Consider the following 17,972-nt stretch of genomic DNA (forward strand, 5'->3'; position numbering starts at 1 on the left):
CGCACGACACTAAGTGGAATTAATTCCGTTTTCAAGCGGCGCAGGTGGAGGCCGCTATACTCGCCGCGCATCCGCAGCCCCAGGGAGGACGGTCACGTGAGCGGTCGCGCCCCTCGCCGCCCGCCGCTGCCCATGGCCGGGCAGGCCCGCCCCGAACGCGCCGACGCCGCGCGCAACCGCAGGCTCCTGCTGGCGGCCGCCCGCGAGATCCTCGCCGAACAGGGCACCGGCGGCCTCACCCTGGAGGCCGTCGCCGCCCGGGCCGGAACCGGGGTGGGCACCGTCTACCGCCGCTTCGGCGACCTGGCCGGACTCACCCACGCCATGGTCGACGCCCAGGAGTACGAGTTCCAGCGGGGGTTCCTCCAGGGCCCGCCGCCGCTTGGCCCCGGGGCGCCGCCGCTGGAGCGCCTGCACGCGTTCGTCGACGCGTTCGTCGACCGGCTCCAGGACCAGGCCGAACTCCTTGCCGTCGCCGAGACCGCCTCGCCCCAGGCCCGGTACGAGAGCGGCGCCTACGCCGCCCACCACGCCCACCTGGTGGCCCTGGTGGCCGAGCTGCGGCCCGGGGCCGACGCCGCCTACCTGGCCGACGCGCTGCTCGGTCCGCTGGAGGCCGCCCTGTACGTGCACCAGCGCCGGACCCGCGGCATGTCCGCCGACCGCGTCCGCACCGGGGTGCACGCCGTGGTCGACCGCCTCATCGCGCCCTCCATGCCCTGATCCATGCCCACCTGGAGCATCTGCTCCATGTGCTCGGCGGACCGGAATGCGGAGCGGATCACCATGCGGGACCCCTCGCCGTTCGCGGGGAGGGGGAGCAGGGGGTGAGGAGGGGGCGGTTCCTTTTCCCTTTCCCCTCCGGGGTCGGGGCGGGGGCTCTGCGGCTTTCACGCCCTGGGGGCGGGGTGGGAGCGCACGCTCGGGTTCACCTCCCTGTGGTGTTGGAGGGCACACATGGCTGGGGTTGCTCCTCCTGTGGTCGGTGTTACAAGCGGGGTCGGGTGCGACCGGCGGGTTCGCGGGCGGACCCTTCCTCCGTGGACCTGTGCGGCCGGGCGGGGCAGGCCTCGCGCGCACCCGCCCCGCAAGCCCCCACCACCCCGCACGTGCGCCCAACGCCCAGGTCCGGTGGTCTGCCGCACGCCGACTGCGGCGGGACGGGCCCACGCTCCGCAGTCTGTACCTTCCCAGGCGGCCCGCCTTCCGGAGGCCAACGCTTCTGTCGGGTGCCCCCACAGACCGCCCTTTCCAGATGGTGGCCCTTTCGGAAGCCTCCAAGTCCGTCCACCCCCCTGGGGCGCGGGGCGAGGTTCTTCCTCGCTTTCACCCCCTGGGGTCAGGGCGGGGGATCTTTGGGGCTTTCGCTCCTGGAGGTTGGGGTGGGAGGTTTTCGGGGCGGGGGTTTTCCGGAGCTTTCGCCCTCTGGGGTGGGAGGATCGGGCGGTATGGAGACGATCGCGGCTGTTGTCGCCGGGCGCTACGGGATTCCGGTGGCGGAGGTGGTCCCGCTTGCCGGCGGGGTGGCCAACCATGTCGTTGCGCTGGGTGACGCGCTCGTGCTGCGTGTGCCCCGGGGGCCGGGCTTCGAGGCCGACCTGCGCAAGGAGGCGGCGCTCGTCCCCGTTGTGCGTGCCGCGGGGGTGCGCGCTCCGGCCCTGGTCGAGTTCGTGGAGGGCGACCCGCCCGCGATGCTGGTGGAACGCCTCCCGGGTGAGGACCTGGTCGGCAGGGAGCCGGACCGGGGGGTGCTGCTCGACCTGGGCCGCCAGCTCGCCGTCCTGCACGCGGTCCCCGTCGGCACCCTGCCGGAGCTGCCCCGCGACACCGGGGAGGCGGATCCGGCCGCGCTGGCCGGACGGGTGCACGCCGCCGGGTACATCGACGCCGACACGGCCGACCTGCTGCGTTCCTGGTGCGCCGATCTGGCCGTGCGGGTACCCGCCGGAGCCGTGCCGGCCCTGGTCCACGGGGACATCGCCCCGCAGAACCTCGTCGTGACCCCGGACGGCGCCCTCGCCGGGCTCGTGGACTGGGGCGACGCCGCCGTCGCCGACCCGGCCACCGACTTCGCGAAGCTGCCACCGGCCTGGTTGCCGGCCGTGCTGGAGGGCTACGGTGTCCCTGGTATGGAGGCCCGGGTGCTGTGGCACCACCTCACCTGGGCGCTGGGCCGCCTGCTGCGGCCGGAGCCCGTGCCCGGGGAGCGCCACTGGACGGCGCCGCCCCTGAGCCGGGTGCTCGCCCTGATGCTCTTCTTCGCGGGGGGCCCGCCGGAGCCCTGGTCCCGCCTCGCCCCGCGGCTCTGAGAGCCGGGGACGCCGCCGCCCCGTCCCGGGCGGCGGCGTCGGGAGCGGTTCAGACCACGCCGAAGACGAAGCCGCCCGGGGAGTGGGTGTCCTCGCCGAAGAGGAACTGCCGCGCCGAAAGCACGAACTCCTCCCGGCTGATGTGCGCGTCCCCGTCCGTGTCCACGTGCGCGAACCGGGTGCGGGCGTCGTCCTCGGCCGCGCCCAGCGCGGCCGCGTAGACGAGGAACTCCTCCAGGCTGATCCGCCCGTTCCCGTCCTCGTCCAGCAGGTCGAACACGGCCTCGGCCACCGCCTCGGCGGCGTTGGACCGGCTGCGGTCCTCCGACGCCGCGTGCATGGCCGCGACGAACTCCTGCCGCTCCAGCCGGTCCTGGGCGCCCGAGTGCCGCACCAGCCGGTCCCACAGCGAACGGTAGGCCGTCTCGATCGCGTGCGCCTTGGGCTCGGTCGGGTCCAGCGTGTACCCGGTGATGTACCGGTCCACCAGCCTCTGGTAGTCCGCCCAGGTCGCGTGCTTGTCCCCGTCGGTGTCGAGCACGTCGAACAGCTCGTTGAACCGGGCGGTGACCGCCTCGGAGGGGGTGATGCTCACGTGGTTCCTCCCATCGGTGGGGGCGGGTGGTTCCCTCCCCGTCCTGTGAGTCCCATGGTGCCGAAAAGGTTCCTCCCGCGTGCTGTTTCCGCGCTCCGACGCCGGACCCGGCGGGTCCCGGTACTTCGTTTCACGTCTAAGGTCGGAGGCGACAAGGACGTCGAAACGAGGACACGAAGATGGACGTACGCACCTATATCGAGGCTCACCGGGACGAGTTCCTCTCCTCCCTCAAGGAGTGGCTGGCGATCCCCTCGGTCTCCGCCGACCCCGGGTACCACGACGACGTGCGACGCTCCGCCCGCTGGCTGGCCGACCACCTCGCCGCCACCGGGTTCCCCACCGTCGAGGTCTGGGAGACCCCGGGCCTGCCCGCCGTGTTCGCGGAGTGGCCCGCCGCCGACCCCGCCGCCCCCACCGTCCTCGTGTACGGCCACCACGACGTGCAGCCCGTCGACCCCGTCGAGGAGTGGGAGACCCCGCCCTTCACCCCCACCGAGCGCGGCACCTCCCTCCACGGCCGCGGCGCCTCCGACGACAAGGGCCAGGTCCTCTTCCACACCCTGGGCCTGCGCGCCGCCCTGGCCGCCTCCGGCGCCGACGCCCCGCCGGTCACGGTCAAGCTCCTGGTCGAGGGCGAGGAGGAGTCCGGCTCCGTCCACTTCGCCGAGCTCATGAAGGCCAACCGCGACCGCCTCGACTGCGACGTCGTGGTCATCTCCGACACCACCATGTGGTCGGCCGACACCCCCTCCATGTGCGTGGGCATGCGCGGTCTCACCGACGTCGAGATCTCCCTGTACGGCCCCGGCCGCGACCTGCACAGCGGCTCCTTCGGCGGCGCCGTCCCCAACCCGCTCAAGGCGATGAGCGAGCTGCTCGCCGCCCTGCACGACGGGGACGGCCGGATCGCCGTCCCCGGGTTCTACGACGGAGTCGTCGAGGCCGGGGCCGAGGAGCGCGAGCTCATCGCCCGCCTGCCCTTCGACGAGGAGGCGTGGCTGGCCACCGCCGCCTCCACCGCCACCTGGGGCGAGCGGGGCTACAGCACCCTGGAGCGCATCTGGCTGCGGCCCACCGCCGAGATCAACGGCATGTGGGGCGGCCACACCGGCGCGGGCGGCAAGACCATCGTCCCCCGCTCCGCCCACGCCAAGGTCAGCTTCCGCCTGGTCCCCGGCCAGGAGCCCCTGGAGATCCAGGCCCGCGTCCGCGAGTTCGTCGAGGCCCGCGTCCCCGCCGGCCTGCGCGCCGAGCTGGAGTTCGGCGGCCCCGGCGTGCGCGCCTGCGCCTCCGACCTCTCCTCCACCGCGCTCAAGGCCGCCCGCAACGCCATGGAGCGCGCCTTCGGCAAGCCGGTGCTCTTCACCCGCGAGGGCGGCAGCGGACCCGAGGCCGACATCGCCGACATCCTCGGGGCCCCGCTGGTGTTCGTCGCCGTGGGCCTGGACGAGGACAACATCCACGCGCCCAACGAGAAGGTCGAGGTGCCGCTCCTGCTCAAGGGCGCCGAGAGCGTCGCCTACCTGTGGGAGGAACTGGGCGGCAGCGCCTGAGCCGGGCGCCGGGGCATGCCACGGGCCCCGGCGGCGTTGTCCCTGTCAGCAGGCGGGCCGCCCCCGCACTCTCCCCGGAAGGACCCATGCACGTCGACACCACCCCCTCCCTGTCCCGCGCCTCCGTCGACCCCGCCGCGCACCGGCGCACCGACCAGGCCTGGCTGGAGAAGGCGTGGGAGGACCCCGGCACCCGGGTCCTCGCCCTGGAGGGCGGCGACCCCACGAGCTACGGGTGGAAGGCCCTCCTGGCCAAGCAGTCCCGGGCCCTGGTCACCACCGGGGGAGAGCCCGCACTGGTCTTCGCGTCGCCGCAGGAGGCCCCCGAGGGCGAGCGCTACCTGCTGGGGGTGGCCGACGGCCGCGCCTACTTCGCGGTGCGCTCCCCGAGCGAACTCGTCGCGCGCGACGGCGCCCGGCCCGCCTCGCTGCGCGAGGTCGGCCCGCTGCTCGGCGACCACGACACGGGGCTGCTCACCCGCGCCGTCGCCCTGGCCAACTGGCACGCGACCCACGGGTTCTGCCCGGCCTGCGGCTCACCCACGGTCATCTCCGCCGCAGGCCACCTGCGCCTGTGCGAGCGCGAGGGGCGCGAGCAGTTCCCGCGCACCGACCCGGCCGTCATCATGCTCGTCCACCGCGGGCACGGAGAGGACGAGCAGGTCCTGCTCGGCAACAACCCCCACTGGGACGCGAACCGCTTCTCCGTCCTGGCCGGGTTCGTCGACGCGGGGGAGTCCCTGGAGCAGGCGGTGGTCCGCGAGGTCGCCGAAGAGGCGGGGATCGTGGTCGAGGACCCCCGCTACCTGTCGTCGCAGCCGTGGCCGTTCCCGCGCAGCCTCATGGTGGGCTACACCGCGCGCGCGGTCGGCGAGACCGAGCGCACCGACGACGAGATCGGCACCCTGCGCTGGTTCACCAGGCCGCGACTCGCCGAGGCGGCGGCCACCGGGGAGATCGTGCTCCCCGGACCCATCTCGATCGCCCGGACCCTCATCGAGCACTGGCAGGGGGAGTCCCTCCCCGGCCGGTGGTGACCGGGGGAGGTCCACCGGAGGCCCCGCCGACCCTCCCGACAGGGTCGGCGGCCCTCCTCCCCGGCCGCGGGGGCACCCGCGCGGTGTCCGAGGGCCGGAGCGGACATCCCCGGTGAGAGGAACCGCGGCCGCTCTTCGAGAGCGGCGGGACGTCCACGCGCGGTCGCCGCGCTCCCCGGACCCGCTTCCGCCCCGGAGCGGAACGAAGGCCCGGTGGGGCGGGGCTAGTTGGAACCGGGGGAGACGCCCAGCTCGTCCGGCAGGACCGTGAGCGGGCTGGTACTGCTCTCCACCACGTCCCGGGCCAGGTCGGCGACCTTGCGGCCGCGCGAACGCGCCGAGGAGCGCAGCCGCTCGAACGCCTCGCGCGGCGGCATGGTGTGCCGCTCCGCCAGGACGCCGATCGCCTGCTCCACCACCACGCGCGAGTGCAGCGCGTGCTCCAACTGGGCCACGGTGTGGCGCAGCCGCTCCACCTCCGAAGCGCCCTCCGGCGCCCGACCCGGCGCCTGAGACCGCCGGCCGTCCCCGCCCGCCTCCGCGGTGAGCAGGTCGGCGAGGACCATCGCGCTCACCAGGTCGGGCAGCTCGTGCCCGTTCCCCACGCGCCACCCCGTCGGAGTGCGGCGCACCACACCGACATCGACCGCGTCGGCGACCGCTATGTCATGAGAACTCACGTCGTCCCCCAACTCAACACTCCCCGTCGTCATCCGTCAGAGCCGTCCATGGCCGAGAGCGGTCGCACCGGGGAGGGGCCCCTCGGGGTCACGGGGCCGCCGGCCTGCGGGAAGGACCCGCAGGCCGGCGTTCTCCGGGCTACGACAGCTCGGCCAGCTTCTTCTTCACCTGAGCGAGCGACGGGTTGGTCATCGCCGCTCCGTCACTGAAGACCACCGTCGGGACGGTTTGGTTCCCGTTGTTGACCTTCATCACGAGTTCCGCGGCGTCCGGGTGCTCCTCGATGTTCACCTCGTGCCCGGTGATGCCCTCGCGTGCGAGCTGGCTCTTGAGCCGCTTGCAGTACCCGCACCAGGGGGTGGTGTACATCGTGAACTGGCCGGTGGCCGTGCTCGTCATCTCGCTCACGTTTCTTTCCGTCCTACGGTCGGCGTTCTCGCCCGGTCCCCCATCCCAACACCGCGGGGCCCGGTCCGCTTCCCCCGACCGTGCGACACAACGTGGGACGCCTCACAGGGCCGGGTGGTTCTGAAATGTGTGTGGCCGCAACCGGCCGCCCCGCCCCCCGTCCGACCCACCGGAACGACCTGTGGACAGGTGCCGTTCCGTCCCCGGGGCGACCGATACTTGAGAGACTGGCCCACAGAACCGCACAACCGTCTCGACCATGTTCAGGAGCACCATGGACCCCGACCGCGTCCTGGAGGGACTGGACCCCGAGCAGACCCAGGCGGCGCGCGCACTGCGCGGACCGGTGTGCATCCTGGCCGGTGCCGGAACGGGGAAGACCCGCGCCATCACCCACCGCATCGCCCACGCGGTCGCCAGCGGGGTCGTCTCGGAGCAGCAGATCCTCGCGGTCACCTTCACCACCCGCGCGGCCGGGGAGATGCGCGGCCGGCTGCGCGCCCTGGGCGCCCCCCGGGTGCAGGCCCGCACCTTCCACGCCGCCGCCCTGCGCCAGCTCTCCTTCTTCTGGCCGCAGGTGATCGGCGGCGAGAAGCCCACCCTCATCGACAGCAAGATCCAGGCGGTGGCCCGTGCCGCCCACTCCGTGGGCGTACAGCCGGACCGCACCGGCCTGCGCGACCTCGCCTCCGAGATCGAGTGGGCCAAGGTCACCCAGGTCCGCCCCACCGACTACGAGCGCGCCGTCGCCAAGGCGTCCCGGCAGGCGCCGCTGCCCGCGGGCGAGGTCGCCCGGGTCTTCGAGGCCTACGAGGAACTGCGCCGCGAGCACAACCTCCTCGACTTCGAGTCCATGCTCGAACTCACCGCCGGCATGATCACCGAGTACCCGGCGATCGCCCAGCGGGTCCGCGAGCAGTACCGCTACTTCGTCGTCGACGAGTTCCAGGACGTCAACCCGCTCCAGAAGCTCCTGCTCGACGCCTGGCTGGGCGACCGCGACGACCTGTGCGTGGTGGGCGACCCCAGCCAGACCATCTACTCCTTCGCCGGGGCCACCCCCGCCTACCTCACCGGGTTCGCCGCCCGCTACCCCCACGCCACCGTCGTCGAACTGGTCCGCGACTACCGGTCCACCCCCCAGGTGGTGCGGGTCGCCAACCACGTCATCTCCCAGGCCAAGGGCCCGACCTCCGCCGGGCACCTCACCCTCCAGGCCCAGCGCCCCGACGGCCCCGACCCCGTGTACCAGGAGTACGACGACGAGCCCGCCGAGGCCACCGGGGTCGCCCGCAAGATCGGCGTGCTGATGGAGGAGGGCGTCGCCGCCGGGGAGATCGCCGTCCTGGTGCGCACCAACGCCCAGTCCGCCGCCTACGAGCAGGCCCTCACCGACCAGGGCATCCCGTTCAGCGTGCGCGGCACCGCCCGCTTCTTCGAGCGCCCCGAGATCAAGCAGGCCGTGCACCTGCTGCGCGGCGCCCGCCACGAGGCGGCGGGGGAGGAGCCCGCCCCGCTGATCTCCACCGTCCGCCAGCTCCTGGGGCAGATCGGCCTGACCGACACCGCCCCCGAGGGCCGCCAGGCCCGCGAGCGCTGGGAGTCGCTGACCGCGCTGGCCCAGCTGGCCGAGGACATGGCCGCCAAGCCGCGCCCCGGGGGACACCCGGTCACCATGAACGACCTGGTCGAGGAGCTCGAGGTGCGGATGGCCACCGAGCACGCGCCCGGGTTCGAGGGCGTCACCATCGCCTCCCTGCACGCCGCCAAGGGCCTGGAGTGGGACGCGGTGTTCCTGGTCGGCCTCACCGAGGGCATGGTGCCGATCATCTACGCCGAGACCGACGAGCAGGTCGAGGAGGAGCGCCGCCTCTTCTACGTCGGCGTCACCCGCGCCCGCGAGCACCTGTCGATGTCGTGGTCGCTGTCCCGCTCCCCGGGCGGCCGCAGGACCCGCAAGCCCTCCCGGTTCCTGGACGGCCTGCGCCCGGCGTCCCCCAGCACCTCCGTCCGCCGGGCCGAGCGCCGCCGCGGCGGCACCGTCCGCTGCCGGGTGTGCGCGGCCACGCTCACCGATGCGGCCGAACGCAAGCTCGGCCGCTGCCTGGACTGCCCCTCCAGCTACGATGAGGCGCTGCTGGAGCGCCTGCGCGAGTGGCGGCGCGCGGTCTCCCAGGAGCAGAAGGTGCCCGCCTACGTGATCTTCACCGACGCGACCCTGCAGGCCATCGCCGAGCAGGAGCCCGCCGGGGTGCCGCAGCTGACGGCTGTGTCGGGTGTCGGTCCGGCGAAGCTCGACCGCTACGGGGACGCGGTGCTCGCGCTGGTCGCCGGCGCCGACCCCGCCCAGGTCATCGAAGGTCGGGGCGAGCCCGACGACGAAGAGGAGGACGTGTCCGGATGAGCGACGGAGCCGACGAGTCCCGGCGGGAGCAGTCGCTGGCCGACCTGCTGGCGGTGCTGGACCTGGAGCGGATCGAGGTCAACATCTTCCGGGGCAGCAGCCCCCAGGAGGGCCCCCAGCGGGTCTTCGGCGGGCTGGTCGCCGGCCAGGCGCTGGTGGCGGCGGGCCGGACCGCGCCCGCGGACCGGTACGTCCACTCCCTGCACGCCTACTTCATCCGCCCCGGCGATCCGGCGGTGCCGATCGTCTACGAGGTGGACCGGGTCCGCGACGGCCGGTCGTTCACCACCCGCCGGGTGGTCGCCGTCCAGCACGGCAAGCCGATATTCACCCTGTCGGCCTCCTTCCACAAGGAGGAGCCGGGGCTGGACCACCAGATCCCGATGCCCGACGTACCCCCGCCCGAGGAACTGCCCAGCACCCGCGAGCGGCTGCGCGCCGAGTTCGGCCGGGTCCCGGGGTTCGTCCGCTGGCACCCCATCGAGCTGCGCCCGGTGGGACCGCTGTCCTACGAGGCCGAGCGCGACCCCCGGCTGCGCACCGCCGTCAACCCGGTGTGGCTCAAGGTCGACGGCAAACTGCCCGACGACCGGCTCACCCAGGTGTGCCTCATGACCTACGCCTCCGACCTCACCCTGCTGGACACCGTGCTGCTGCGCCACGGCCGGTCCTTCGCCGGGATCTCCATGGCCAGCCTGGACCACGCCATGTGGTTCCACCGGCCGTTCCGCGCCGACGAGTGGCTGCTCTACGCGCAGGAGACCCCCAGCGCCCAGGGGGCCCGCGGCCTGGCGCGCGGCCTGGTCTACACCCGCGACGGGCAGCTGGTGTGCTCGGTGGTGCAGGAGGGGCTGATCCGGGTGGTGGACGCCGAGGGCTGGTCGGACGCGCTGCGGCCCGACTCCGTGTGACCGCTACCGGCCAGGGGGCCGCGGTAACAACGCGGGGGCCCGCGTGATTCCTGCGAATCCCTGGCCGGATGAGGACGTTTTCCCAGGTCAAAAATAGGTTGCTAGTTTTCGCGGGCGACCCTTAGTCTGTACATCGTCGCCAGGACCGCTCTATGGCGCGGGAGGGATCCCGCCGCCCGACTGTGAAGGAGGTGCCCGATCAAATGATGACCACGAGCTTCGCTTCGTCCGTGTCGTCCCGTCAGCAGTGGCTGAACGCTGTCCCGGGCACCGCCCTGTCCCAGTGCGGTCTGTTCGGCGGCTCCGCCCTGCGCGGTGATCACGCCATCGCCGGCGGTGCCCTGCACGGCACCGGCCTGGCCCTGGTCGGCGGTGCCCTGCACGGCACCGGTGTCGAGGGGACCGGTCTCGGCTTCGGAGGCTTCGGCGTCCGTCCCGTGACGACCGTGATCCTCGCCGCCGAGCCCGAGGCCAATGGCAGTGGTGTGTCCACCGGCACCGAGATCGCCCGTGACCGCGGCGAACTCATGACGGCTCGCACCGAAGGAACCCCGCGCCGGTATGGCGCACCGGGGAAGTGTCCACGGAGGATTCCGGCCTAGCAGGCCGAAGGTCTCCATCCGTGGCCGCGGTCCCCGATCAGGGGCCGCGGCTTTCTTTGTATCCTCGTCCGCTCGATCTCCCCCGGGGAGGCAGAGCAGGCGTCGGCATCGCAAGTCAGGTCCCGCACCGGAACCGCATCCGGTGAACCGAGAACACCGACCGCGTTGTACGAGACGAACAAAGATCTTGGAGGGCACCGATGCTCGCGTCGGTCCTGGAAACGCCCTGGCTGGGCGAGACCGAAATCCCCTGCCGTATGCAGCCCGACCTGTTCTTCGCCGAAGCCCCCGCCGACGTCGAGGCGGCCAAGGCCGTCTGCGGCGCCTGCCCGGTGCGGGAGCAGTGCCTGGCCGACGCCCTGGACCGCAAGGAGCCCTGGGGCGTCTGGGGAGGCCAGCTGCTCGTCGCCGGCCAGGTCGTGGCGCGCAAGCGCCCGCGCGGCCGCCCCCGCAAGAACCCCGCCCCGGTCGCGGCCTGACCGGTCACCACGAATTCCACCGCAGCACCCGAGACGAATCCCGAAGGACCGAAGAAGACATGATGATCCTGGAACTCCTGGACATGACCAACGAGAAGAACGCCGACTCCCGAGAGCGCCAGGGTGTCCGCCTGACCGCGCGGCAGATGCGCGCCCGTCAGCGGGAGCAGCGCCGTGCGGAAGAGGCGCTCATGGAAATCGCGTGGTCACGCCTGTGTTGACCCGGTGACCGGGCGCGGTGGTGACCTGCGGTGACCACCGCGCCGGGCTCGGCCGACAGCGGCGCAGACATGCGGAACCCGGTGCGGGACCGGACGGTGGCCCTCCAGGGGGAATCACCGTCCGGTCTCTTTTTCATATACGGATGGTGAACATAATCCGTGAAACCGTCCCCGGAAGGCCTCGGAGAAGGGTGCGGAACGCCCCAGGTCAGGCCGGAATGTGCGACGGGGGCGGGTTTTCCGCGCGTCGGAGGCGAACAGGGCGGGTGTGTGAGTTCGAAGACATAACAGGACAACACACTCCTGTTCGAGAGCGCTTTCCTCGGCTACCGTAAACTTCGTGCCCTCGAACACCAAAATCGAGGTGCGGCGCAGTCCTCGCCGCCGGCGCACCGTGTCGGCCTACAGGGACGGGGACACGACCGTCGTCCTCGTGCCCGCGACATTCTCCCGCGCAGAGGAAAAGCGCTGGGTGGGACGCATGCTGCAACGGCTTGAGGCGCGAGAGGAGCGCCGCCGGCCCGGTGACGGGGAACTCCACGAGCGCGCGGTGGAACTGGCCCGCCGCTACCTGGACGGGACCCGGCTGCCGGACAGCGTCCGCTGGGTCGACAACCAGAACTCCCGCTGGGGCTCGTGCACCCCCGACACCCGCGCGATCCGCATCTCCCGGCGCGTGGCCGGAATGCCCTCGTGGGTCGTCGACTACGTCCTCATCCACGAGCTCGCGCACCTGTTCATCCCGCACCACGGCCGCGAGTTCTGGGAACTGGTGCACCGCTACCCCAAGGCCGAGCGCGCCCGCGGCTACCTGGAGGGGTTCAGCGCCGGATCGCGGTCCGAGGTCTGCGATCCCGACATCGACGCCCCCGAGGACGAGGCCCCGGCCGACGTGGCCCTGGAGGCCTGAACGGATCCGGAGGCCGGGGCCGACGGGCCGGTACCCGCACCGGGACCACGTCCCGGGCCCGTGACCGCGACGCCGACCGGTACCGGGACGACCGCCGCCACCGGGCGTCGGCCGGGCTCGGTCAACGGGCGGCGCCCCGCCGGTCGGCCACGGCGGCGGCCGCCGCCCGCACCAGGATGCGGGTCACGTCGTCGGTGGGCTCGGGCAGGGCGTCCACCGGGAACCAGCCCAGGTCGGCGGACTCGTTCGGGTCGATCACCGGCCGGGCTCCGGGCGGGGCCAGCACCGCGTACCCCACGTCCAGGTGGAAGCTCCCCCCGCCGCACGGCACCGGGTGGCGGTCCAGCCGGATCGGCCCGGGCAGCAGCTCCAGTCCCGGGATGCCGGACTCCTCGGTCGCCTCGCGCAGCGCGGCGTCGGCCAGGGTGGCGTCCCGCTCCTCGCAGTGCCCACCGGTCTGCAGCCACATCCGGTGGATGCGGTGCAGGGTCAGCACCACGCGGTCGCCCTCGGCGGAGATGATCGCCGAGCTCGCCGTGATGTGCCCGGGCAGGCAGCCGCGCCACATCCCGTCCTCGTGCGCGTCGAGGTGAGCCACGTACGAGCGGCGCAGCTCCTCCTGGCGCGCGTCGGGGGCGGCCCAGGCGGACAGCACCGCCCGGGCGTCGGCGTGCAGCGACACTTACGAGTCCTCTCCCGGCTCGTCGTCCCTCTTCCGCTCCGGCTCCTCCCCGCCCGGGGCGCCCGGGGCGTCGCCGGTGAGGGTGGAGATGTCGAAGTCCGCGTCGGTGAACGCGCCGCCGCTGACGAACGCGGCCGGGTCGTCCAGGTCCTCGCTGCCCGGCATCAGGTCCGGGTGCTGCCACACGGCGTCGCGCCCGTCGATCCCGCGGGCCTCCTCCAGCGCCTTCCACAGCGCCTGCGCCTCCCGCAGCCGCCGCGGGCGCAGCTCCAGCCCGACCAGGGCCGCGAAGGTGTGCTCGGCCGGGCCGCCGGTGGCCCGGCGCCGCCGGGTCGCCTCGGCCAGGGCGTCCGCCTGCGGCAGCCGCCCGGTCACCGCGCCCGACACCACGGCCGCCACCCAGCCCTCGATGAGCGCCAGCGTGGTCTCCAGCCGGTTCAGCGCCGCCTTCTGCTGCGGCGTGTCCTCGGGCTGGAACAGGCCCTGGCCGCCCAGCGCCTCCTGGAGCGCCTCGGGGTCGCTCAGGTCGACCTCGCCGAGCCGGTCCTCCAGGCCGCTGATGTCGAAGGACATCCCGTCGGCGTACTCGGAGACCAGCCGGAACACGTGCGAGCGCAGCCACGGCACGTGCGAGTAGAGCCGGTGCACCGCCGCCTCGCGCGCGGCCAGGTACAGCCGCACCTCGTCGTCGGGGATCTCCAGCCCCTCGCTGAACTTGGCGACGCCCAGCGGCAGCAGTGCGGCGTTGCCCTCACCGGCCAGCGGAAGCCCGATGTCGGCGGTGCCCACGACCTCCTGGGAGAGCCCGCCCACGGCCTGGCCCGCCTGCTGGCCGACCATCATGCCGCCCATCTGCTGGATCATGCCGAGCAGGGGGCCGGCCACCGACTGCATCTCCTCGGGCAGGCTCTGCCCCATGGAGGTGACGGTCTTGCTGGTCAGCGGGTCGCACAGCTGCGCCCAGGAGTCCATGGTCCTCTCGACCCACTCCGAGCGGCTCCACGCCTGCGCGGTCTGCACGCCCGAGGGCAGCGAGGTGGACTGGTCCAGCCACAGGTCGCCCAGGCGCAGGGCCTCCTGGATCTTCGCGTAGTCTCCGGGCGGCACACTGGGGTCGCCCTTCTGCGCGACGACCTGCCGCGCTATGTCCTTGGCCATACTCCAGTTGATGCCCGAGCCCGGGCCCTGCCCGGAGGCGGGGCCGCCGGGGGCGGGCTGGGACGACATCATGTCTGCGAACTGGCGCAGCATGTCGGCCATCTGCTGTGGATCGCCGAACGGGAACCCGTCCGGCATTCCGGAGTCCCCTCCGCCCGGGCGGCCGCTGCCGGCACCACCCGAGCCGGAGTCGCCGGGGCGGCGTCCGGACTCGTCATCGGGATCGTTCGGCATGCTGAAACCGAAAGGCAGGTCGCTCACAATCAGACCTCAGGCAGGATTAGGTTTGGTCTCCACTGTCACGTTAGCTGGGAGTCGCCCGGAGTGAATACCGAAAGCAGCCAGGTTCGCCCAGAGCACAGCCGGTCCGGAGGGGCCGGGGCGGTGGTCGCGGTCACCGGCGCGGCCTCCGGGGTCGGCCGGCTCCTCGTGCAACGCCTGGCGGCGCCGGAAGGTTCCGCGGCCCCGCGCGAGGTCATCGCCATCGACGCCGAGTTCGCCGACCTGCGCGGCGTCACCTGGCGTATCGCCGACGTCTGCGACCCGGGGCTGGTCTCCCGCCTGCACGGGGTGGACGTGCTGGTGCACACCGCCGACGACCGCTCCCTGGACACGCGGCCCGCGGACCGGCGCGCCCACAACATCCGGGCCGCGCAGACGGTCCTGACCGCCGCGGCCGCCTCCGGCGTCCCGCGCGTGCTCCTGGTCACCAGCACCATGGTCTACGGGGCGGCCCCGGACAACCCGGTCCCCCTGCCGGAGAACGCCGCCCGGATCTCGGACAACGGCGACGGCCTCATGGGCGACTTCGCCGAGATCGAGGCGCTGGCGGAGCGCGCCCGCAGGGCCCACCCCGGGCTCGCCGTCACCGTGGTGCGTCCCGCGCCCCTGGTCGGCCCCGGGCTGGACACACTGCTCAGCCGCCACTTCTCGGCTCCGCGCCTGCTCACCGTCAAGGGTCACGAGCAGCACTGGCAGTTCTGCCACGTCGAGGACCTGGCGGGGGCGCTGGCGTTCTGCGCCCTGCACGGGGTGGAGGGCACCGACGGCGTGGTCGCGGTCGCCAGCGAGGGCTCCCTCAGCCAGGGCCGGGTGGAGGAGATCTCCGGGATGAAGCACTTCGAGGTGCCCGCCAACCTCGCCTTCGGCACGGTCCGCCGCCTGCACCAGGCCAGGATCACCCCGGCCGCGGAGGGGGAGCTGAAGTTCCTCGTCTACCCGTGCGTGGTGGACTGCGCGGCGCTGCGCGAGGCCGGTTGGAAGCCCCTCCACGACAACGAGGCCGCGCTGACCAGCCTGCTGGAGTCCCGGGGCGGGCCCGCCCTGGTGGGCCGCAGCATCGGCCGCAAGGAGGTCGCCGTCACGGCGGCCGGGGCCGCGGGCGCCGCCGCGGCCGCCATCGGCACCGCCGTCACCATCCGCCATCTGCGCAAGCGCAAGGGGGTCTGACCGGGCCGCGGCCGCCGTGCCCCGTGGCCGCCGCACCCGTTCCCACGGGGGCCGGCGTCCGGGCCGGACCACCCGCGGCGTGTCGGAGGAGGTGATTGGTACCTTCTAGGAGTGGAACAGATCACTCTCGCCTCGGTGCGCGACACCCCCCTTTCGGTGGACGAGGTCCTCGCGGCCGTCCAGGACCCCCGCGCGGGCGGCACCGCCGTCTTCATCGGCACCGTCCGCGACCACGACCACGGGCGCGACGTGGCCCGGCTGGGCTACTCCTCGCACCCCACCGTCGAGGCCGTGCTGAGGTCGGTCATGGAGAAGGTGCTGTCCGACACCTCGGTTCCGGGCCGCCCCGTCGTCAGACTCGCCGCCGTCCACCGGGTCGGGGACCTGGAGATCGGCGACCTCGCCGTGGTCGTGGCGGCCTCTGCCGAGCACCGCGAGGAGGCCTTCGCCGCCTGCCGCAGGCTGATCGACGACCTCAAGGCCCAGGTGCCGATCTGGAAGCACCAGGCGTTCGCCGACGGCGACGAGGAGTGGGTGGGGGCTCCCTGATCCGTCCCGTACCCCGGCGGCAATAAGGTGTGCAGCATGGTTCGTCGTGTCATGACCCTTGTTGTCGCCCTCGTCCTGCTCGTCGGGCTCGGGGTCGGCAGCCGCTTCCTGCCGATGCCCTACCTGGTGGCCGGCCCGGGCGTCACCCTGGACACGGTGGGCCGTACCGAGGACGGGCCGGTCATCGAGATCGACGGCGCCCGGAGCTACGAGCACGAGGGCTCGCTGTCGATGGTCACCGTGCAGTACGCGGGCGGCCCCCAGCACCGGCTCGACTTCTTCACGGTGGTGCGCGCCTGGCTCTCGCCGACCGAGGCGGTCATGCCCGAGGAGCTGCTCTTCCCCGCCGGGCGCAGCCCCGAGGAGGTCAGCGAGCGGCAGGCCACCCAGATGAACGACTCCCAGACCACCGCCACCGCCGCCGCCCTCAACCAGCTCGGCATGGGCTACGACGCGGTCCCGGTGGTCGCCGACGTCGTCGAGGACATGCCGGCCGAGGGCCTGGTCGAGCCCGGCGACGTCATCACCGCCGTCGACGGCGAGAAGGTCGACACCCGCTCCGAGGGCGAGCCCGGCACCGCCGTCGGCAGCGCAGCGGTGGTGGAGCGGGTGGGCTCGCGCGAGCCCGGGGACCCGGTCGTCCTGACCCTGGACCGCGACGGCGAGGAGGTCGAGGTGGAGCTGGTCACCGAGGAGGGCGAGCAGGGCCGGGCCGCGGTCGGCGTCCTCATCGCCGACGAGATGGACTTCCCCGTCGAGGTCGACATCACCGTGGGCGACATCGGCGGGCCCAGCGCCGGCATGATGTTCGCCCTGGGCATCATGGACCGGCTCAGCGAGGAGGGCCTCACCGGCGGCGCGGCCGTCGCCGGGTCGGGCACCATCGACTCCGCGGGCGCGGTCGGCGGGGTGAGCGGCATCCCGCAGAAGATGGTGAGCGCCCAGCGGGACGGGGCCGACTACTTCCTCGTCGCCGCCGACAGCTGCTCCCAGGTCGCCCAGTCCGCCGCCTACGGCGAGCTGGAGGTCGTCCGCGTCGAGACCCTCACCGACGCGGTGGAGGCCCTGGAGACCATCCGCACCGGCGAGGGGGAGCTGCCCCGCTGCGAGTAGCGCCCGCGCCTTCCGGCCGCCCCGCCCGCCGGGGCGGTGCCGCACCGGATCCGGTGCCGCCGCCCCGTGCCGTGAACACCCCGTGCCGTGAACACCCGGCGCCGCGAACGCCGCGGCGCGGTGCCCCCGCCCGCCGTGCACCGGCGCGGACCCCAGGGGCGGCGCCCGCCCCGCCCGGGGCGGGCGGGGCGGGGGACCGGCGGGCGGCGCCCGCCGGGGACGGCTCAGCCCTCCAGGTCCAGGGTCAGGGCCAGCGCCGAGGTCAGCGCCGGGACGAGGTCGGCGCCGTTGAGGACCGCCTCCTCGGTGTCGTGGCTGCGCATGCGCAGCGCGCAGTGCCGCGAGCCGTCCCGCAGCACGCCGGCGACCATGCGGATCTCCTCCGTCTCCCGGCCCCGGGAGTCGGCGTCCTCACCGGGGGAGAGGGTCTCGTCGGAGCCCTTCACCACCAGCCGCTCCATGACCAGCGCGCAGCCGGCCACCCCGTCCGGCCACATGATGCGGCCCAGCGCCTCCTCCAGCGGCAGGTCGGCGGGGAGGGGGTCCTGCTCGACCGGGGTCAGCTCCAGCGGGTCGGGGTCTCCGGTGACGCCCAGCATCTCGGCGAGGGCGGGTTCGGCGGCCAGCAGTTCGACCGTCGGCACCAGGGCGTACAGCCCCAGCGGTCGGTCCCACCCCTGCTCGGCGGCGTGGCGTTCGAGGTCCATGACGGCTTCGCGAATGTTCGACACGTTTCCATAGTGGACGATGTGGGAACCTCGCCGCTCCCGTTCGCGGACAGTAGGGTCACAAAGGGACCACGGGGAACCGCCGGGTTGCCGGGCCGATACACCAACGATGCGACCTTGTCACCCCCATGGGACAGGTCTCGGGAACTCCGAAGGGTCGAAGTGAAGTTCTCCGTTAAC

At 73.2% G+C, this 17,972-nt stretch carries 19 protein-coding genes; 13 read left to right on the forward strand and 6 right to left on the reverse strand.

Annotated elements, in window-relative coordinates:
* Positions 1–96: 96 nt before the first annotated feature.
* Positions 97–723, forward strand: a complete 627-nt coding sequence (locus ACSUPR_RS21180) for a TetR/AcrR family transcriptional regulator (RefSeq protein ID WP_436886447.1) — start codon at positions 97–99, stop codon at positions 721–723.
* Between the two features lie 725 nt (positions 724–1,448).
* The gene (locus tag ACSUPR_RS21185) at positions 1,449–2,309 is read left to right on the forward strand and encodes a phosphotransferase family protein (RefSeq protein ID WP_436886448.1); all 861 of its coding nucleotides are present in this window, start codon (positions 1,449–1,451) and stop codon (positions 2,307–2,309) included.
* A 49-nt stretch (positions 2,310–2,358) separates the two neighbouring features.
* Here the strand turns inward: ACSUPR_RS21185 and ACSUPR_RS21190 are convergent, their stop codons facing one another.
* Entirely contained in the window at positions 2,359–2,904 is a 546-nt protein-coding gene (locus ACSUPR_RS21190) for an EF-hand domain-containing protein (RefSeq protein WP_436886449.1), read from the reverse strand.
* A gap of 179 nt (positions 2,905–3,083) precedes the next feature.
* Here ACSUPR_RS21190 and ACSUPR_RS21195 point away from each other — a divergent pair, with 179 nt between their 5' ends.
* Both ACSUPR_RS21195 and nudC read left to right on the forward strand, forming a co-directional pair.
* Positions 3,084–4,460 (forward strand): dipeptidase, encoded by a 1,377-nt coding sequence (locus ACSUPR_RS21195; protein ID WP_436886450.1) that lies wholly within the window; start codon positions 3,084–3,086, stop codon positions 4,458–4,460.
* Positions 4,461–4,546: 86 nt separating this feature from the next.
* Positions 4,547–5,497 carry an NAD(+) diphosphatase gene (gene nudC, locus ACSUPR_RS21200; protein ID WP_436886451.1) on the forward strand — a complete coding sequence of 317 codons (951 nt, stop codon included), beginning with the start codon at positions 4,547–4,549 and terminating at the stop codon, positions 5,495–5,497.
* A gap of 224 nt (positions 5,498–5,721) precedes the next feature.
* Here nudC and ACSUPR_RS21205 read toward each other — a convergent pair whose 3' ends face one another.
* Positions 5,722–6,210 carry an ANTAR domain-containing response regulator gene (locus tag ACSUPR_RS21205; protein WP_436886452.1) on the reverse strand — a complete coding sequence of 163 codons (489 nt, stop codon included), beginning with the start codon at positions 6,208–6,210 and terminating at the stop codon, positions 5,722–5,724.
* A 106-nt stretch (positions 6,211–6,316) separates the two neighbouring features.
* Entirely contained in the window at positions 6,317–6,577 is a 261-nt protein-coding gene (locus ACSUPR_RS21210) for a mycoredoxin (protein ID WP_436892088.1), read from the reverse strand.
* Positions 6,578–6,860: 283 nt separating this feature from the next.
* On the opposite strand from ACSUPR_RS21210, the gene ACSUPR_RS21215 reads away from it, so the two are divergent.
* From ACSUPR_RS21215 to ACSUPR_RS21240, 6 genes are all read left to right on the forward strand, one after another.
* On the forward strand, positions 6,861–8,990 hold the full coding sequence (locus ACSUPR_RS21215) for an ATP-dependent DNA helicase UvrD2 (RefSeq protein ID WP_436892089.1): 2,130 nt from the start codon (positions 6,861–6,863) through the stop codon (positions 8,988–8,990).
* Positions 8,987–9,901, forward strand: coding sequence for an acyl-CoA thioesterase II (tesB, locus tag ACSUPR_RS21220; RefSeq protein WP_436886453.1), 915 nt, complete (start codon positions 8,987–8,989; stop codon positions 9,899–9,901). Before ACSUPR_RS21215 ends, tesB begins: the two co-directional genes overlap by 4 nt.
* 182 nt (positions 9,902–10,083) lie before the next feature.
* Positions 10,084–10,503, forward strand: a complete 420-nt coding sequence (locus ACSUPR_RS21225) for a hypothetical protein (RefSeq protein WP_436886454.1) — start codon at positions 10,084–10,086, stop codon at positions 10,501–10,503.
* Positions 10,504–10,703: 200 nt separating this feature from the next.
* Positions 10,704–10,982: a WhiB family transcriptional regulator gene (locus tag ACSUPR_RS21230; protein WP_436886455.1), complete on the forward strand. Its 279-nt coding sequence runs from the start codon at positions 10,704–10,706 to the stop codon at positions 10,980–10,982.
* Between the two features lie 59 nt (positions 10,983–11,041).
* Complete coding sequence (locus ACSUPR_RS21235; RefSeq protein WP_436892226.1) at positions 11,042–11,203, forward strand: hypothetical protein; 162 nt, start codon at positions 11,042–11,044, stop codon at positions 11,201–11,203.
* A gap of 340 nt (positions 11,204–11,543) precedes the next feature.
* Entirely contained in the window at positions 11,544–12,113 is a 570-nt protein-coding gene (locus ACSUPR_RS21240; protein WP_436886456.1) for a M48 metallopeptidase family protein, read from the forward strand.
* Between the two features lie 121 nt (positions 12,114–12,234).
* Here ACSUPR_RS21240 and ACSUPR_RS21245 read toward each other — a convergent pair whose 3' ends face one another.
* The gene (locus tag ACSUPR_RS21245; protein WP_436886457.1) at positions 12,235–12,795 is read right to left on the reverse strand and encodes an NUDIX hydrolase; all 561 of its coding nucleotides are present in this window, start codon (positions 12,793–12,795) and stop codon (positions 12,235–12,237) included.
* On the reverse strand, positions 12,796–14,214 hold the full coding sequence (locus ACSUPR_RS21250; RefSeq protein ID WP_436886458.1) for a zinc-dependent metalloprotease: 1,419 nt from the start codon (positions 14,212–14,214) through the stop codon (positions 12,796–12,798).
* A 123-nt stretch (positions 14,215–14,337) separates the two neighbouring features.
* On the opposite strand from ACSUPR_RS21250, the gene ACSUPR_RS21255 reads away from it, so the two are divergent.
* From ACSUPR_RS21255 to ACSUPR_RS21265, 3 genes are all read left to right on the forward strand, one after another.
* Positions 14,338–15,402, forward strand: coding sequence for an NAD-dependent epimerase/dehydratase family protein (locus ACSUPR_RS21255; protein ID WP_436886459.1), 1,065 nt, complete (start codon positions 14,338–14,340; stop codon positions 15,400–15,402).
* A gap of 111 nt (positions 15,403–15,513) precedes the next feature.
* Positions 15,514–15,951, forward strand: coding sequence for a molybdenum cofactor biosynthesis protein MoaE (locus tag ACSUPR_RS21260; RefSeq protein WP_436886460.1), 438 nt, complete (start codon positions 15,514–15,516; stop codon positions 15,949–15,951).
* Between the two features lie 51 nt (positions 15,952–16,002).
* The gene (locus ACSUPR_RS21265) at positions 16,003–17,064 is read left to right on the forward strand and encodes a YlbL family protein (protein WP_436886461.1); all 1,062 of its coding nucleotides are present in this window, start codon (positions 16,003–16,005) and stop codon (positions 17,062–17,064) included.
* A gap of 224 nt (positions 17,065–17,288) precedes the next feature.
* On the opposite strand, the gene ACSUPR_RS21270 is transcribed toward ACSUPR_RS21265, so the two are convergent.
* The gene (locus ACSUPR_RS21270; RefSeq protein WP_436886462.1) at positions 17,289–17,795 is read right to left on the reverse strand and encodes a PPA1309 family protein; all 507 of its coding nucleotides are present in this window, start codon (positions 17,793–17,795) and stop codon (positions 17,289–17,291) included.
* Positions 17,796–17,972 lie beyond the last annotated feature (177 nt).

It is taken from the genome of Nocardiopsis dassonvillei (assembly GCF_964273065.1).
GTDB lineage: Bacteria > Actinomycetota > Actinomycetes > Streptosporangiales > Streptosporangiaceae > Nocardiopsis > Nocardiopsis dassonvillei_B.

Excerpts from the sequence above, each read along its gene's own strand:
- ACSUPR_RS21185 (WP_436886448.1), top strand. The coding sequence starts at position 1,449 with ATGGAGACGATCGCGGCTGTTGTCGCCGGGCGCTACGGGATTCCGGTG.
- ACSUPR_RS21195 (WP_436886450.1), top strand. The coding sequence starts at position 3,084 with ATGGACGTACGCACCTATATCGAGGCTCACCGGGACGAGTTCCTCTCC.
- nudC (WP_436886451.1), top strand. The coding sequence starts at position 4,547 with ATGCACGTCGACACCACCCCCTCCCTGTCCCGCGCCTCCGTCGACCCC.
- ACSUPR_RS21205 (WP_436886452.1), bottom strand. The coding sequence starts at position 6,210 with ATGACGACGGGGAGTGTTGAGTTGGGGGACGACGTGAGTTCTCATGAC.
- ACSUPR_RS21210 (WP_436892088.1), bottom strand. The coding sequence starts at position 6,577 with ATGACGAGCACGGCCACCGGCCAGTTCACGATGTACACCACCCCCTGG.
- ACSUPR_RS21215 (WP_436892089.1), top strand. The coding sequence starts at position 6,861 with ATGGACCCCGACCGCGTCCTGGAGGGACTGGACCCCGAGCAGACCCAG.
- tesB (WP_436886453.1), top strand. The coding sequence starts at position 8,987 with ATGAGCGACGGAGCCGACGAGTCCCGGCGGGAGCAGTCGCTGGCCGAC.
- ACSUPR_RS21230 (WP_436886455.1), top strand. The coding sequence starts at position 10,704 with ATGCTCGCGTCGGTCCTGGAAACGCCCTGGCTGGGCGAGACCGAAATC.
- ACSUPR_RS21235 (WP_436892226.1), top strand. The coding sequence starts at position 11,042 with ATGATGATCCTGGAACTCCTGGACATGACCAACGAGAAGAACGCCGAC.
- ACSUPR_RS21265 (WP_436886461.1), top strand. The coding sequence starts at position 16,003 with ATGACCCTTGTTGTCGCCCTCGTCCTGCTCGTCGGGCTCGGGGTCGGC.